This window comes from Aeromonas sp. A04, assembly GCF_047780465.1.
Taxonomy (GTDB): domain Bacteria; phylum Pseudomonadota; class Gammaproteobacteria; order Enterobacterales; family Aeromonadaceae; genus Aeromonas; species Aeromonas bestiarum.
The window spans coordinates 1562952-1577241 of record NZ_JBLNHP010000001.1; the positions used below are offsets into that span (position 1 = coordinate 1562952).

At 62.5% G+C, this 14290-nt stretch carries 12 protein-coding genes and 1 riboswitch; of the genes, 7 read left to right on the forward strand and 5 right to left on the reverse strand.

Annotated elements, in window-relative coordinates; genetic code table 11:
* The first annotated feature begins 64 nt into the window (after nt 1-64).
* From arnT to ACM3N8_RS07175, 5 genes are all read left to right on the forward strand, one after another.
* Nucleotides 65-1708 carry a lipid IV(A) 4-amino-4-deoxy-L-arabinosyltransferase gene (gene arnT / locus ACM3N8_RS07155; protein ID WP_274452506.1) on the forward strand — a complete coding sequence of 548 codons (1644 nt, stop codon included), beginning with the start codon at nt 65-67 and terminating at the stop codon, nt 1706-1708.
* A complete protein-coding gene (locus ACM3N8_RS07160) occupies nt 1708-2052 on the forward strand; it encodes an EamA family transporter (RefSeq protein ID WP_043135091.1) in 345 nt (114 codons plus the stop codon). The genes arnT and ACM3N8_RS07160 overlap by 1 nt, the downstream gene beginning before the upstream one ends.
* Nucleotides 2049-2480, forward strand: coding sequence for a 4-amino-4-deoxy-L-arabinose-phosphoundecaprenol flippase subunit ArnF (gene arnF, locus ACM3N8_RS07165; protein ID WP_043135092.1), 432 nt, complete (start codon nt 2049-2051; stop codon nt 2478-2480). The genes ACM3N8_RS07160 and arnF overlap by 4 nt, the downstream gene beginning before the upstream one ends.
* A gap of 226 nt (nt 2481-2706) precedes the next feature.
* A complete protein-coding gene (locus tag ACM3N8_RS07170; protein ID WP_042870090.1) occupies nt 2707-3576 on the forward strand; it encodes a phosphoribulokinase in 870 nt (289 codons plus the stop codon).
* Nucleotides 3577-3591: 15 nt separating this feature from the next.
* The gene (locus ACM3N8_RS07175; protein ID WP_043135095.1) at nt 3592-4125 is read left to right on the forward strand and encodes a DUF4136 domain-containing protein; all 534 of its coding nucleotides are present in this window, start codon (nt 3592-3594) and stop codon (nt 4123-4125) included.
* Between the two features lie 66 nt (nt 4126-4191).
* On the opposite strand, the gene ACM3N8_RS07180 is transcribed toward ACM3N8_RS07175, so the two are convergent.
* Complete coding sequence (locus tag ACM3N8_RS07180) at nt 4192-4488, reverse strand: MliC family protein (RefSeq protein ID WP_042870087.1); 297 nt, start codon at nt 4486-4488, stop codon at nt 4192-4194.
* Nucleotides 4489-4537: 49 nt separating this feature from the next.
* Nucleotides 4538-4942 (reverse strand): OsmC family protein, encoded by a 405-nt coding sequence (locus tag ACM3N8_RS07185; protein ID WP_005311765.1) that lies wholly within the window; start codon nt 4940-4942, stop codon nt 4538-4540.
* Nucleotides 4943-5251: 309 nt separating this feature from the next.
* On the opposite strand from ACM3N8_RS07185, the gene crp reads away from it, so the two are divergent.
* Entirely contained in the window at nt 5252-5890 is a 639-nt protein-coding gene (gene crp, locus ACM3N8_RS07190) for a cAMP-activated global transcriptional regulator CRP (protein ID WP_042870085.1), read from the forward strand.
* Nucleotides 5891-6012: 122 nt separating this feature from the next.
* A complete protein-coding gene (locus tag ACM3N8_RS07195; RefSeq protein ID WP_098980613.1) occupies nt 6013-6813 on the forward strand; it encodes a putative RNA methyltransferase in 801 nt (266 codons plus the stop codon).
* Nucleotides 6814-6875: 62 nt separating this feature from the next.
* Here ACM3N8_RS07195 and ACM3N8_RS07200 read toward each other — a convergent pair whose 3' ends face one another.
* From ACM3N8_RS07200 to ACM3N8_RS07210, 3 genes are all read right to left on the reverse strand, one after another.
* Complete coding sequence (locus tag ACM3N8_RS07200) at nt 6876-8798, reverse strand: glycoside hydrolase family 19 protein (protein WP_416015790.1); 1923 nt, start codon at nt 8796-8798, stop codon at nt 6876-6878.
* A gap of 76 nt (nt 8799-8874) precedes the next feature.
* Nucleotides 8875-11253 (reverse strand): M66 family metalloprotease, encoded by a 2379-nt coding sequence (locus ACM3N8_RS07205; RefSeq protein ID WP_416015792.1) that lies wholly within the window; start codon nt 11251-11253, stop codon nt 8875-8877.
* 86 nt (nt 11254-11339) lie between these two features.
* Complete coding sequence (locus ACM3N8_RS07210; RefSeq protein WP_416015794.1) at nt 11340-13949, reverse strand: glycosyl hydrolase family 18 protein; 2610 nt, start codon at nt 13947-13949, stop codon at nt 11340-11342.
* Nucleotides 13950-14060: 111 nt separating this feature from the next.
* Nucleotides 14061-14148: riboswitch (cyclic di-GMP riboswitch) on the reverse strand.
* Nucleotides 14149-14290 lie beyond the last annotated feature (142 nt).

A 14290-nucleotide genomic window follows, 5' to 3' on the forward strand; every position in this document is an offset into this window, starting at 1 on the left:
ATCGGGCCCCTGAGGGCGGCATGATGAACCATTGCGCTCACCACACAATGCTACAGAGGATGTCATGACGTTGACCAAGTGGGCCCTGCCCCTGTTCTTTCTCTTCTTTTACCTGCTGCCGCTCGACCAGCGGCCGCTATGGAGCCCCGACGAGAACCGCTACGCCGAGATAAGCCGGGAGATGGTGAGCACAGGAGACTGGGTCGTGCCCCACTTCCTGGGCTTGCGCTACTTCGAGAAGCCCATCGCCGGCTACTGGTTCAACAGCATCAGCCAGCAGCTGTTCGGTGACACCAACTTCGCCGTGCGTTTCGCCTCGGCTGCCGCCACCGGCCTGAGCGCCGTGCTGATCTTCTGGTTCGCGCTGCAGCTCTGGCAGTGCCGGCGCAAGGCCTTCCTCGCCAGCCTCATCTATCTGTCGCTGTTGATCGTCTACGGCATAGGCACCTACAGCGTGCTCGATGCCATGGTCACCCTCTGGCTCAACGCGGCCATGGTCAGCTTCTACATCATCCGCAAGGAGGGATCGCTACGCAGCCGGATCGGCGGCTACCTGCTGTTCGGCCTCGCCTGCGGCATGGGCTTTCTCACCAAGGGCTTCATCGCCCTGGCGGTGCCCGTCATCGTCATAGTGCCCTACGTCCTCTATCAACGCCGTCTGCTCGAGCTGGTGCGCTTCGGGCCGCTGGCCATCCTGAGCGCTGTCCTGCTGACCGCCCCCTGGGCCATCGCCGTGCACCTGCGCGAGCCCGACTACTGGCACTACTTCTTCTGGATTGAACACATACAGCGCTTCGCGGCGGACAACGCCCAGCACAAGGCGCCATTCTGGTACTACCTGCCCATGGGGCTGCTCGGCACCCTGCCCTGGCTCGGCCTGTTGCCAGGTGCTCTGCGCAAGGGCTGGCAGGATCGCAAGATAAGCCCGGAGACCCTCTATCTGCTGGCCTGGGTCATCTTGCCGTTCCTCTTCTTCAGCATCGCCAAGGGCAAGCTGCTCACCTACATTCTGCCCTGCTTCGCCCCGCTGGCCATGCTGATGGCCGCCAGCGCCGTCGATCTGCTCAAGGAAGGTAAAGAGCGAGCTTTCAGGGTCAATGCCTGGCTGAACGGCCTGTTCGGCCTCATCTGCCTGGCGGTGCTCGCCGTGCTGGCCTTCTCCCCCAGCCACGCCGTCTACGGCGAAGAGGATCATGGGGCGCTGGCGGTGGCCATGGTCATCTTTGCCGGCTGGGCTCTGCTCGGTTTCATCCAGTTGAAGGATGTCAGCCGCCGCTGGACCCTGAGCGCGCTCTGCCCCATGGTGCTGGCCATAGGCCTGCCCTGGGCACTGCCGCAATCCCTGATCGACTCCAAGCTGCCGGAGCGCTTCATCGAGGCCAACCAGGCCGTGCTGATGCAGTCCACCACCCTGCTGGCCAACGATGTGGGGCTGGCGTCCTCCCTCGCCTGGGAAACCCGGCGCAGCGAGATCACCCTGTTCGACAGCAAGGGCGAGGTGCATTACGGTCTGGGCTACCCGGATGCCAAGGGGCGCTACGTGGCGCGCGCCGACTTCCCTGCCTTGCTGGCAGAGGCGCGCAAAAAAGGTCAGGTTGCCCTGTTGATGAAGACGGATCGGGACGGCAACACGGGCCCAGTTCCCCCCGCTGACGAGACGATCGTGAGTCATCGGCTGACCCTGCTGATCTATCACGGGGTCCAGTGATGGACATACTGCTGCTGCTGCTGGTGTGCCTGCTGACCTGCGGCGGTCAGATGCTGCAAAAGCAGGCGGTCATCAGTTGGCAGCGTCAGCCCTGCAGCCACTGGCAGAAGCTGTTGTCACCCTGGCTGATCGCCAGCGTGGCGGCTCTCGGCAGCGGCATGCTGCTCTGGATCTACCTGCTGCAGCGGCTGCCGCTGAGCATGGCCTACCCCATGCTCAGCATCAATCTGGTGCTGGTGCTGATAGGCTCGCGGCTGTTCTTTCACGAGCAGATCACCTATCACAACTGGCTGGGGGCTGGCGCCATCATCATTGGCGCCCTCTTGCTGGGAGGCTTGCTATGAGTGGGGTTGGCAAAGCACCTGAGGTGACGGGGAAGCCCGCGCTCAAGGGCTATCTCTATGTGCTCGGCAGCATACTGCTGGTGACCCTGGCCCAGCTCGGCATGAAGTGGGGGGTGATCCAGTTGCCCGCCTGGCAGGCGGATCTCGCCGTCATGCTGGCCCATCCGCTGCCGCTGCTGGTCATCCTCGCCGGGGTGGGTTGCTACGCCCTGTCGCTGCTCTGCTGGCTGGCGGCGCTGCATTCCACTCCGCTCAACATCGCCTATCCCCTGCTCAGCACCAGCTATGCGCTGGTCTATCTGCTGGCGGTCAGCATACCGAGCTTTGCCGAATCGCTGGAGCCGGGCAAGGCGGTGGGGGTGATCTTCATCCTGCTGGGGGCCGTGCTGGTGGGGATAAAACCGGCGAGCAAGCAAGGCGCCAGCTAGCCCCGGCTATACGAAACGACGGCGCGCCAGCGCCATCTCAATAAGGGCTGCATCGTCAGCCCTTTTTTTGTGTCGCGACTCCCCCTGCGCTCCCCCTTCATCACTGAGTACCCGGTGACAAGTGTCACGCCAGGCTGCCTGTTGCAAGACAGTACCGACAAGCGGCGCACTTGACCGCACTCGGAACATGCCTTTATAACGGAACTCCCAAGGAAGAGAGAATTCTATGTCGGCCAAGCATCCCATCATTGCGGTTACCGGTTCGTCCGGTGCCGGCACCTCCACCTCCACCAACGCCTTTCGCTCCATGTTTCATCAGCTGGGGTACAAAGCGGCGGTGGTGGAAGGGGACAGTTTTCATCGCTACACCCGACCGGAAATGGACGTGGCGATCCGCAAGGCGCGCGAACAGGGGCGCCACATCAGCTATTTCGGCCCCGAGGCCAACGACTTCGGCCTGCTGGAGAGCTTCTTTCAGGAGTACGGCCAGAACGGCAGCGGCCAGTATCGGCGCTACCTGCACAGCTTCGACGAGGCGGTGCCCTTCAACCAGATGCCGGGTACCTTCACCCCCTGGCAAAACCTGTCAGCCGACACCGACCTGCTGTTCTATGAGGGGCTGCACGGCGGCGTGGTCACCGAGGATCACAACGTGGCCCGCCACGTGGACTTTCTCATCGGCGTTGTGCCCATCGTCAACCTGGAGTGGATCCAGAAGCTCATTCGCGACACCTCGGAGCGGGGTCACTCACGCGAGGCGGTGACCGATTCGATCGTCCGCTCCATGGACGACTACATCAACTTCATCACACCGCAGTTTTCCCGCACCCACATCAACTTCCAGCGGGTGCCGACCGTGGATACCTCGAACCCCTTCAGTGCCAAGGTGATCCCGAGTCTGGACGAGAGTATGCTGGTGATACGGTTTCGTGGCATCAAGCAGGTGGACTTCCCCTACCTGCTGTCGATGATAGATGGCGCCTTCATGTCACGGATGAACACCATAGTGGTCCCGGGTGGCAAGATGGGCTTCGCGATGGAGCTGATCCTGCGCCCGCTGATCCAGCAACTGCTCGAAACCGGCAAGATCACCTGAGCCAAGGAGTTTATGATGCGGTTAGCGTTTCTCTCTGTGGTATTGGCCGCCCTGCTGGGCGGTTGCAGCAGCGGCCCCGCCGCCCCGACCGTCGAGTCGGGCACCATGGTGGTGCGACCGGCGGCCAGCTGGCCGTTCGGGGCGACGCCGCGCTATGCGCTGGCCGAGCAGTTCCAGTATGCGGGTGACAGTGCCGAGGGCTGGCTGGAGCCGGTGCAGCAGGCGGTCAACCAGGAGCTGGGCAGCAAGGGCTGGCAGAGCGTGCCGCTCGCCGAGGCCGATGTCTGGGTCGCCATCGGCGTCGCGGGCAGCAAGGATCTGAGTGATGGCGAGATCTTCGCCCGCCTCGGCATGACGCCCGGGCTGCAGGCCAAGGCCGGCGATCGCAAGGGTACCCTGGCCATAGTGCTGCTCGACCGGCGCACCCAGCAGGCGGTGTGGAGCAGCGCCATCTCACTCGCCAGCGACGTGGCCATCCCGGAGGCGTCACGCCGCCAGCTGAGCCAGCAACTGGCCAGCCAGATGCTGAACGCCCTGCCGACCCGCTGATACAGCGCCTTCCCCATAAAACAAAACGGCCTGCGCGAGCAGGCCGTTGCGATCACACCATGACGATCACTTGCGCTGACAGGTCAGCAGGGTCACCCCTTTTTGCGTGAGGAGGGCCTGCTTCTCCTGATTCCAGAAGGTGGTGACACCGTCGGAATACTTGGCACCGGATTCCGCTTCAACCCGGCCCAGCTTGTGATACACGCCGGCATAGGGGAACTGCACCATGTCGGCCTGGGCATCATAGGTCACGGCCAACAGCTCTTCCCCGCACTGGTACTGGCTGTACTGGTACTGGGTCGGTTGCGGCATGCTGCAGGCCGCCAGCCCCAGCAGGGGAAGTAACACGATCATGTTTTTCATTGCACTTTCCTTATGTCATGGTGTTATTCAATCGGAAGAGTCACGGCTATCAGGCTTCAAGAATTTGATAACTATGGGTAATTTCTACCGCTTTTTCCAACATCAGGGAAACGGAACAGTACTTTTCCATCGACAGATCCACGGCGCGGGCCACCTGTTTCTCCGCCAGTCCCTTGCCGGTCACGACGAAGTTGAGGTGGATCTTCTCGAATACCCGCGGCACCGACTCCACTCGCTGCCCTTCCAGCTCCACATGGCAAGCGGTCACGGATTGACGCGCCTTCTCCAGGATGGAGACCACGTCGATCGAGCTGCAACCACCCACCGCCAGCAGGATCATCTCCATCGGGCTGGCACCTTCGCCGGGGTTGGCGCCGTCCAGGGTCACCTGATGACCGGACTCACTCTCGCCGACAAACTTCATGCCTTCCACCCAGCTGACCTTGGCTTTCATCTCACATTTCCTCTTAATGACGACAGATCTGACTGACATAGCATACCCCAGACGGAGCTATAGCGGCACATGTCAGCCATTTTCGCGAACTTGCAGGCGAACTAGATCAAAATCAACATCTGATGCCGCCATCTTCCCTAAAATGGGCGGGATAGCGCAGCAGGCAACAAGGGGATCTGGCAAAAGCCCTCAAAGCCTTGTCAGCACAGACAAAGGCTCTTATCCTACTGCGACTAATACAAGGAATGGCAAGGTTGGCAGCTTGCCCGGACGCACGAGTCCATAAAAAGACACTACAGAGGAATTCTCATGGTCATTGGCAAACCGCAAAGCGATCCCACCCTGGAATGGTTCTTGTCGCACTGCCACATTCATAAGTATCCCGCCAAGAGCACCCTGATCCATGCGGGTGAGAAAGCGGAAACCCTCTACTACATCGTCAAGGGCACTGTGGCCGTCTTGATCAAGGACGATGAAGGCAAGGAGATGATCCTCTCCTATCTGAACCAGGGCGACTTCCTGGGCGAGATGGGCATGTTCGAGGAGAGCGAGAATCCGGAGCGTTCCGCCTGGGTGCGCGCCAAGGGCTCCTGTGAAGTAGCCGAGATCTCCTACAAGAAGTTCCGTCAGCTGATCCAGGTCAATCCGGAAATCCTGATGCGTCTCTCCGGTCAGATGGCGACTCGACTGCAGCACACCAGTCAGAAAGTCGGCAACCTGGCCTTCCTGGACGTCACCGGCCGGATCGCCCAGACCCTGCTCAATCTGGCCAAACAGCCGGATGCCATGACCCACCCGGATGGCATGCAGATCAAGATCACCCGTCAGGAGATAGGCCAGATCGTTGGCTGCTCCCGCGAAACCGTAGGCCGGATCCTCAAGATGCTCGAAGAGCAGGAGCTGATCTCCGCCCACGGCAAGACCATAGTGGTGTTTGGCACCCGCTGACAGGGTTCCCTGACGGCTCAGCACAGGGCCGTTGGATAAAAAAGGCTGCCACGGCAGCCTTTTCTGATCGTCTCCCCTATAATCCTGCACGCCCTTCCCCGGCCTCAACCAAGCGAGTGTGTATGCATCTTCAATGTCCCCTTTGCCGCAGTCCCCTGCATCTTCACGAAGCATCCCGCGGGGTCTATTGCGACAACAAGCACCATTTCGATCCGGCTCCGGAAGGCTATCTGGATCTCATTCCCGGCAAGAAGAACCCCAAGGACAGTGACAGCCGCGCCCTGATGCGCGCCAAGCGCAACTTCCTGGAACAGGGTCACCAGGCGCCACTGGTGGATGCCATGGCGGCCCTGCTCGCCCCGCTCGGCCCCCGCGAGCTGATCCACCTGGGTTGCGGCGAAGGCTACTACTGCCGCGCCCTGGCCGAGCGCCTGCCGGGCTGGCAATTTGCCGGCGTCGACATCGCCAAGAACACCATCTTCGCCGCCAACAAGGCGCAGCCGGACGCTCAGTTCGTCATCGCCGATCCGGCCCGCGCCCCTATCCTGCCGGGTACGGCCCAGGTGCTGCTGGTCAACGACCTCAAGGTCAAGACAGAGCAGCTGGTCAGCTGGCTGGCACCGGGCGGTTACCTGCTCTACCTGCAACCGGGCCCGCGCCACCAGTGGCAGTTGAGGGTCAGCCTCAACCCTGTGAGCATGGAACACCCCCTCAGCTGGCCCACCCTCGGCGGTCTCACCCCCCTGGGTCAGGAGCGTTGCCAGTTCGCCATGACCATGGATCAGTCCCTGCGCAGCTTCATCCTGGAAACCAGCCGGCTCGGCTGGCGCGCCAGCGGTGAACAGCGCCACGCCTTTACCCAGCAGGGACCGGACGAGCTGGAACAGGATCTGCTGCTGAGCCTGTGGCAAAAACCGCTCTGATGGCGCATCCCTCCCATGAAAAAAGGCCCTGACGGGCCTTTTTTATTGAACGAATACAGACGTCACAGCTTGATCCAGGCATCCCCCCAGGCCGTGCCCTTGCCGGGCTCATAGGCCCAGGCAGCGCCCGCGCACCAGCCGGTGTAGGGGTGCGGCTTGCACTGGTAGTTGCCCCCCAGATTGCTCACCTTGTCACCGGCCTTGTAGGCAGTACCTGCTTTGTAGGGCGGGTTGCCATCGGGCGGCGTGGTGCCGCCGCTGCCCTTGATCAGGATCTCGTGGGTCGCACTGCGGCTGAGCCCCTTCTCGTCGGTCACCTTGAGCACGAAGCCGTAGCGGGTGTCGCTGGTCGGGGTAGCCGGCAGGGTGGCACTCAGGGTGGACTGGCTCAGATCCGAGGCGCTGGCCCCGGCAGGCAGGGTCCAGGCGTAGCTGAGGGGCTTGCCTTCCGGATCGCTCGAGCCCTGGCCGGAGAGCAGCACTGTGGCACCGCCCAGCGCCTCGCTCGGGCCGCTGATATTGGCCACAGGCGGCAGGTTGGTGCCACCGCCGTTGTCCTCGATCACCACCTCGGGGAAGAAGTGCTGCACGCACTGGCTGTAGTCCCGCGCCTTGAAGGCGCTGAAGCGGGTCTGGTAGCCCACCAGCTTGCAGGCGTAGCTCTTGCCGCCGTTGGGGTTGCCCGGCACATAGCTCCAGTCGTTCTCCCAATAGATGGGCAGGGCGCCGGCGCCCGCCTCGTCAAAGTACTTCATGTTCTTGCAACCGAGCACCTCGTCTGCCGGCACGGGTACCCCCAGATACTGGGCCTGGGCCTGGTAGTAATTGATGCGGTTCTGGGACTGGGCGTGCTCGGCCGCGCCGCCGCACTCCACCCCGCCGTTGATGATCTGGGTGGTCACCCCGAAGCCCGGCACCAGGCCGTTCTGCCGGTCGTGGGCATTGGGCTGCCAGGTGCCGTCGATCACGTGCAGCATGGAGGGCTTGGGCGGCTGCGGATAGACGAAGAAGAAGACGGCGCTGGCCAGGTTGAGCCAGGTGTCCGCCACTTTCTCCGGGTTGTCCAGCAGAGTGCGCACTGTGCCGAACATGGCCTCTGAGAAGGGACCGTAGTTGTAGTTGTACGACAGCTGCTTGGCGCCACGGCCGAAGTAGCTCTTGAACTCGCCGTTCTCGAACTTGCCGCACGGCCACTGCTGGCCCTGCCACACATCCGGCCGGCACTCGGCGTTGTAACCGCCGCGCATCTGCTCGGTCCAGCCCATCTCCCGCACCCACACCAAACCCTGGCGCCACTCGGGCTCGGGTCGCCAGCTCTCGTGACCGCCGGTTTCCTGGGCGAAGTGGGCGAACATCGTGGCCAGCGACTTGCGGCAGATGGCCTCGGCGTTGCGCCCGTCGCTGTAGTCGCCGCAGAAGGCCGGGAACTTGGCCACCGCCTGCAGGAAGCCGCGATAGGTGTATTCCGGGGCCCGCAGCGGGAACAGGAAGTTGAACTGCGACTCGCTGATCAACCCCTCGACCCGCTTGACGTTGGCGGGATTGAGCGGCAACCCTGGGGCCACCGCCTCGACCACGGCGTTGTCACGGGTCGCGATGGAGGCCTTGACTGCCGCCATGGCCGGGAAGTCGGTGAGCGCTTTCTCCTTGGCATCCAGCTCGCTCTGGCTCAGGTAGACGGGCGAGCCTTCGGTGGCACCGCTGCCCCCCTCCGCCGGGGGCGTGACGCCAGCGCCGCCATCGGGCGGGGTCGCCTCGCCGTCACCCATCAGGGCCCACGGAGAGTCCCACTCGTTGGCGACCTGCAGCCCAGGGCTCTGGCCCGGATTGGCGTACCACTTGGCTTCATAGATCTTGCCGTTGAAACTGACCTGGCTGCCGCCACCGTATCCCTGATTGATGTCATACAGGGCGGCGGCCCACAGCTGACCGCTCAGACAGAGTCCGGCCAGCAGGCTGGCCACAGAGGACTTTCTTATCATCATCGTTACCTCTTGCTAGATAAAAGGCGGGGCTTGGCCCCCGCCAGTGGCACCTCGCGTTGCGCGAGAAAAAAACGTCTCAGCGCACCGCCAGCGGCATGCCGTTGACCGTGTAGCCGAGCCCGGCCGGTGCCGGCGCGAGCTGGGCCTCGTTCTGCTGCTGGTTGCGGCACAGCAGGCTGGCACTACGCGGCTCGCTGGCGGTGGGCACGTTGACATGGAACTTGTTCATCACGTTGGCGCTCAGACGGTGATTGGCGAGCCGGAAGCGCAGCAGGCCATCGCGGGTCTCCACCTGCAGCTGGCAATCCCCCGTCCCAAGTCGCTCGCCGTCATCGCCATAGGCAAAGCCGTAGGCGCCGTGCAGCGCCGGATAGAGGTAACTCGGCAGTTGGCCCTGCGGATCGTAATAACCGACCAGGGTCGTCACCGGTACCCCGAAGGCCACGGGTTTGCGATCCACCGCCAAGTCCGCCGGCGGCCCTTCGTTCCAGCGGCTGCCGTCCGAGCGGTAGCTCTTCTTGAAGCCGCGCGAGACGGTGATCTGCTGGCCATTGACGAAGAGGGTGCTGTTGTAGCCGGCGTCGTGATCGATGCTGACGACGCGGCCGCGATTGACCGCCGAGGCCGGCGGCAACTGGATGTTGCGGGTCCAGTTGCCATCCCACATGGCCACCTTGACCAGATCGTATTCGGCCAGCAGGGCCGCCAGCCTCACCTCGCCCAGATCGCTCACAGGTGCCGTGATCTGCTCGGAGAGATCGACCCTGTGCCGGTAAGGCTCCATCCTGGCCTGGCTCTCGTTCCACTTGCTGAAACCTGTGGGCGAGCCGGCATCGAACACCGCCTTGCTCTCGAGGAAGCGCTGGATGATAGCCGCCGAGTTGGGGGTGTAGAGGGTGAAGCGGTTGAAACCGGAGAGCGGCGCCCCGCCGGCCATGGCATCCAGGCCAAACGTGCGGTCATGGAAGGGGGCCTGGCATTGTCCCTCCAGGCAGGTGCTCTGGCCGCTGCGGGTCGCGAAGAAGTTGGGGATGAAGCGATTCTTGTCGCCATCCCAGCCCCAGGTGGCATTGATCTGGTCGGCGCTGCGATGCACAGAGCCGGCAAAGCCCCCCACATAGTGGCCGAGGCCGTAGTTGTGGCCCACCTCGTGGCTGAACTCGTTGCCAAGGGATGCGTCCAGGGTGACTATGCCGCCCCCGCCGGAGCCGCCGTGTACCTGTACCCCGTTGGCGTACTTGCCACGGCTGTTGTGGGCGGCCAGCTGGGCCACCACATAGGGATGGCTGCTCTCCCCCTCACCGGCCGTGCTGTTGATGCCGTAGTTGGCATTGTCGATGCCAAGGGAGATGAGCTCCTTGCCGATGCGCTGACGCATGGTGCCCTCATGCCAGCCCCCCTCGCTCGGATCGAAGTCGGTAAGCAGGGTGCCATCCGGCAGCATCACCTCCGGCAGCGACAGGGGCGCGTACTGGCTGACGATGAGGCGGCTGGCGGGAATGGTCTGGAAATACTCCCGCTGGGCCTCTTTGTCCTTGGCAAAGGCAAACTGGTCGCGCGGACTGGTCAGCATGCCGATGTCTATGGTGTGGATCAGCAGCTCACCCGGCGCCCCCACCTTGAGGTCCGTCAGCTCGCCGTGAAGCTGGTTATGACTGAACCACAAGCTGAGTCCAGGTACTATCCATTTGGAGGGCAATACCCCGCTCCAGGCATCGCTGGCGTAGGTGATGCCGTTGTTTTCCAGCTCACCATCGCGGATCCACTGGCCACGCACGAACTTGAACTGCTGGCTCTGGCCGCGGGAGAGGGTCACCTGGCGGCCACTGAAAAAGACGGTCGAGTCGTAGCCGGCATTGGAGGCGAGGCGCACCATCTTGCCTTCCAGCGTCCCATCCGTTGGCAGATACATGTTGCGCACCCAGCGCCCGTCTGCGGTCTGGATGGACACAAGCGCATGGAGTCGCAACTTGCTCAGCAGGAAGGCGCCGCCCGGATCACCCAGCTTTGCCAGTTCGCTGCTGCTGTTGATGACGCCCGTGGTACCGGGGCCCGGAGTGAAATCGACCCCTTCCTCGGGAGAATCTTCCAGGTAGTAGGCGGTTTTGGGTAGTCGAGAGGGTGGATTGAGACCCATAGAACCAAGCAACTTACCCGTCCCATCATAGGCCATCACCACCATGGGAGCTGTGCTGTCGGCTTGCATCGGTCTGACCAGCAACAGGCTCTTGCGCAGGGCGGTGAGATGGGGCTGATTGTCCCCCTCACGCGGATGGGCGGGCAGGATCTGGCTCTGGGCAAACTGCACCCTGGCGGCCAGCGAACCTTGCAGATCGTTCTGTGGCTGGGTGCCGTCGAAGATCAGGGCAGGGACAGCCTGAGTAGCGGCCAGCAGAGAACCGCTTGCCAGCACTGCGGTGATCAGGCTGGCAATACGGGTAGTGTGTATGGTCATCATGACGCTCGCTGTTGTTGTGGGAAAAAGAAGGGGCATGCAAGCATGCCCCGGTTGGTTCACAGAAAGGCTAGTTGACAAAGAAGTTAATTACAGCTGGCGGCGCCTGCATCCTGCCAGACGTCGTGCTTGCCGGGCTCATTGCCCTTGGTCCAGTACTGGGCCTTCCACTTGCGACCGTTGTGGGTGGTCAGGTCACCGGCGTTGTAGGCCACACCGGCATCCCAGCCCAGCTGCACCTGGCTTGTCAGCTTCCACTGATCGGCGGTGCGGCTCGGTTCATTGCCCTGGGTCCAGTACTTGGCCTGCCACACCAGCTGGTTGTGGCTCACCTTCTCGCCACCGTTGTAGGTGGTCGCGGCCTTCCAGGCCGGCCAGTTGGCGGCATCGGGATCGGTGGCGTTGCAGTCGCCGCCACCGCTGACCGGGGTCACGGTGAGGCGGGTCTTGCCCTGGGCATCCAGGGCACCGTCGGTCACTGTGACGGTGAGGTCATAACCGGTCTCCACTGTCACGGCAGGGCCAGTCACCACCAGGGTCTTGCTGTTCTGACCGCTGGCGGTGAGCCCGGCCGGCACGCTCCACTGATAGCTGAGGGTGTCACCGTTGGGGTCGGTGGCGCTGGCTGTGATGCTCACCTGCTTGCCGGCCTGGACCGAGACCTTGTCCTGCACAGTCACCACAGGCGGCAGGTTGGGTTGCGGCGCCTTGTTGGTCACCACCACCTGATCCTTGGCACTGAGGTTGTGATCGTCGGTCACCGTCAGCTCGAACACCAGATTCACATCCTGGCTGACCGCATCGACGCTCACCTTGGCCTTGGCCTGGCTGGCATCGCTCAGGGTCGCCTTGGGACCGGAGATCTGGGTCCAGCTGTAGTTCAGTACGGCCCCTTCCGGATCGCGGGAAGAAGAGCCGTCCAGCACCAGCTGGGCTGGCCCGGTCACCGCGAGATCGGTGCCGGCGTTGGCCACAGGCGGCTTGTTGACCGGCGGTGTGCTATCGCCGTGGCCCAGCCCCTCGTGCATGGCGTTGAGAATGTCGCCGTTATCGGCGTCGATTTCCCAGGCGAACATGCCGCCGAGCTGGTTGGCCAGCACGTACTGCCCCTTGGCCTTGACCGAGCGCTCGTCATCGAAGGTGATGAGCTCGCCGGTGGAAGCCTTGAACACGGACGGTGCCTCGGCCACTTCGTCATAGCTGTATTGCCAATCGCCGGCCATCTTGCCCTTGGCGATGCCACGGTAGTCGATGACCCCCTTCTCCCAGATCCCTTCCGCCTCGGTCCCCGCAATCGGGCCTGTGGCGGTGCCGGTGAAGGGGTTGTTGCCCTGATACCCGCTGACGCCGGTCCAGCCGCGACCATACATGGCGGCACCCACCACCACCTTGCCCGGATCCACGCCCTGACCCAGCAGCGCCTTGACCCCCTTGTCGGTGGTGTACTTGGTGTTGGGATCCCAGCTCGCCTCATATAGCGCTGTCTGGTGGCCCAGCCCGGTATTGGTCCAGGCGCCGTTGAAGTCATAGCTCATCAGGAAGATGTGATTCATGTATTGCTGGGCGGCGCGATAGTCCACCTTGGCAATCTTGTCACCGCCGGCGCTGATGGCGGAGGTGAGCTCGTAGGTGCGACCGGTCTCTGCGCTCAGCTCGTCGAGCATGGCGCGCAGCTCCTTCATCAGGAGCACATAGGTCTCGCCATCGGAGGCGCTGCCCAGGTTGGGGTTGGCCCCCAGACCGCCCGGGAACTCCCAGTCGATGTCCACCCCGTCGAAGAATTTCCAGGTCTGCAGGTACTCCTTCACCGAGGCGACGAAGGTGTCGCGCTTGGTCTTGTCACCGAAGAAGAAGAAGGGGTCGGAGAGGGTCCAGCCGCCGATGGAGGGGAGAATTTTCAGGTCCGGATAGGCCTTCTTGAGCGCCATCAGGTTGCCGAAGTTGCCCTTGTAGGGCTCGTCATAGGCGGTGAGATTGCCCTGCCCCATCTGGATGGCGGCCCAGGGATCGTGGATGGAGACCTTGAAGTCCTCGCGCCCGGCGCAGGAGCGTTGCAGCGCCTCGAAACTGCCCGCGATCTCTTTCAGGCTGTCATTGATGCCATTGCCGCCGCAGATGGGAGTAAAGCCGTAGAGTATGTGGGTCAGGTTCTGGGCCGGGACCTTGTCCACGGTGAACTTGCGACCATAGACGCCCCACTCCACATAGTAGGCCCCCACCACCTTGCCGGACTTGTTGGCGTAAGGCTTGTTGTTCTCCTGCAACGGAGCCTTGAGCGGCACCAGATGGCTGCCATCGGTGTCGGCCACCAGAATTTCTTTCTTGTCGGAGAGAGTGCAACCATCGGCATTGCACAGGGCCACCTGCATCTGGTAGCGGCCTCCCTTGGTCACCTTGAAGTTGGCGGTGCCGGAGGCTGACGCGGCGCCGGACCACACCTCCTGGCCATCGAGCAGTACCTTGGCGGTCTGGCCAACGTCACCGGACCAGAGGTTCCAGCTCACACTGACCGGCGCACCATCGGCATGTACCTTGACCAGTTTGTTGTAGGAGGTGGCGGCTTGATCGACTTCGACGATGGCGAACTTGGTTTCGCCCCAGCCGATGGTGGGTTTGCCGGGGGCGGCAGCGAAGGCGGAGGAGGCACACAGACCCCCGACCAACAACGCCAGTACTGAGGGTTTTGGACTTAACATAGTTGAATATCCTTATTTCGTTCTTGGAATTAACAACGAAAAAGGCAACGCCAACCAGACAGGTAACGCAGACAACATCGCGCCATGGCTTGGCCCATGGACGAAACAACCTGTGGTGGCCCCGCTATCTTAGGTACTGCTGACCCTTAGACCGGAAGCTTTGCGTCCCGGACTTTCGTCCGGTTTGCCTTTTGCACAACTTGATTTGCGACAAAAAATAATCGCCGGTTGAATATAAGGAGTTAAACGAGGAAGGGCAAACCCCTGGCAGGTTATTAATAAGCCACTTTTTATCGGAAAATAGCCCCAAACGAGAAGAAAAGACGCTTTGTTGTGTAAGA

What these genes read in the sequence shown, in the direction of transcription:
- arnT (WP_274452506.1), top strand. Translation starts at nt 65, where the DNA reads ATGACGTTGACCAAGTGGGCCCTGCCCCTGTTCTTTCTCTTCTTTTAC.
- ACM3N8_RS07160 (WP_043135091.1), top strand. Translation starts at nt 1,708, where the DNA reads ATGGACATACTGCTGCTGCTGCTGGTGTGCCTGCTGACCTGCGGCGGT.
- arnF (WP_043135092.1), top strand. Translation starts at nt 2,049, where the DNA reads ATGAGTGGGGTTGGCAAAGCACCTGAGGTGACGGGGAAGCCCGCGCTC.
- ACM3N8_RS07170 (WP_042870090.1), top strand. Translation starts at nt 2,707, where the DNA reads ATGTCGGCCAAGCATCCCATCATTGCGGTTACCGGTTCGTCCGGTGCC.
- ACM3N8_RS07175 (WP_043135095.1), top strand. Translation starts at nt 3,592, where the DNA reads ATGCGGTTAGCGTTTCTCTCTGTGGTATTGGCCGCCCTGCTGGGCGGT.
- ACM3N8_RS07180 (WP_042870087.1), bottom strand. Translation starts at nt 4,488, where the DNA reads ATGAAAAACATGATCGTGTTACTTCCCCTGCTGGGGCTGGCGGCCTGC.
- ACM3N8_RS07185 (WP_005311765.1), bottom strand. Translation starts at nt 4,942, where the DNA reads ATGAAAGCCAAGGTCAGCTGGGTGGAAGGCATGAAGTTTGTCGGCGAG.
- crp (WP_042870085.1), top strand. Translation starts at nt 5,252, where the DNA reads ATGGTCATTGGCAAACCGCAAAGCGATCCCACCCTGGAATGGTTCTTG.
- ACM3N8_RS07195 (WP_098980613.1), top strand. Translation starts at nt 6,013, where the DNA reads ATGCATCTTCAATGTCCCCTTTGCCGCAGTCCCCTGCATCTTCACGAA.
- ACM3N8_RS07200 (WP_416015790.1), bottom strand. Translation starts at nt 8,798, where the DNA reads ATGATGATAAGAAAGTCCTCTGTGGCCAGCCTGCTGGCCGGACTCTGT.
- ACM3N8_RS07205 (WP_416015792.1), bottom strand. Translation starts at nt 11,253, where the DNA reads ATGACCATACACACTACCCGTATTGCCAGCCTGATCACCGCAGTGCTG.
- ACM3N8_RS07210 (WP_416015794.1), bottom strand. Translation starts at nt 13,949, where the DNA reads ATGTTAAGTCCAAAACCCTCAGTACTGGCGTTGTTGGTCGGGGGTCTG.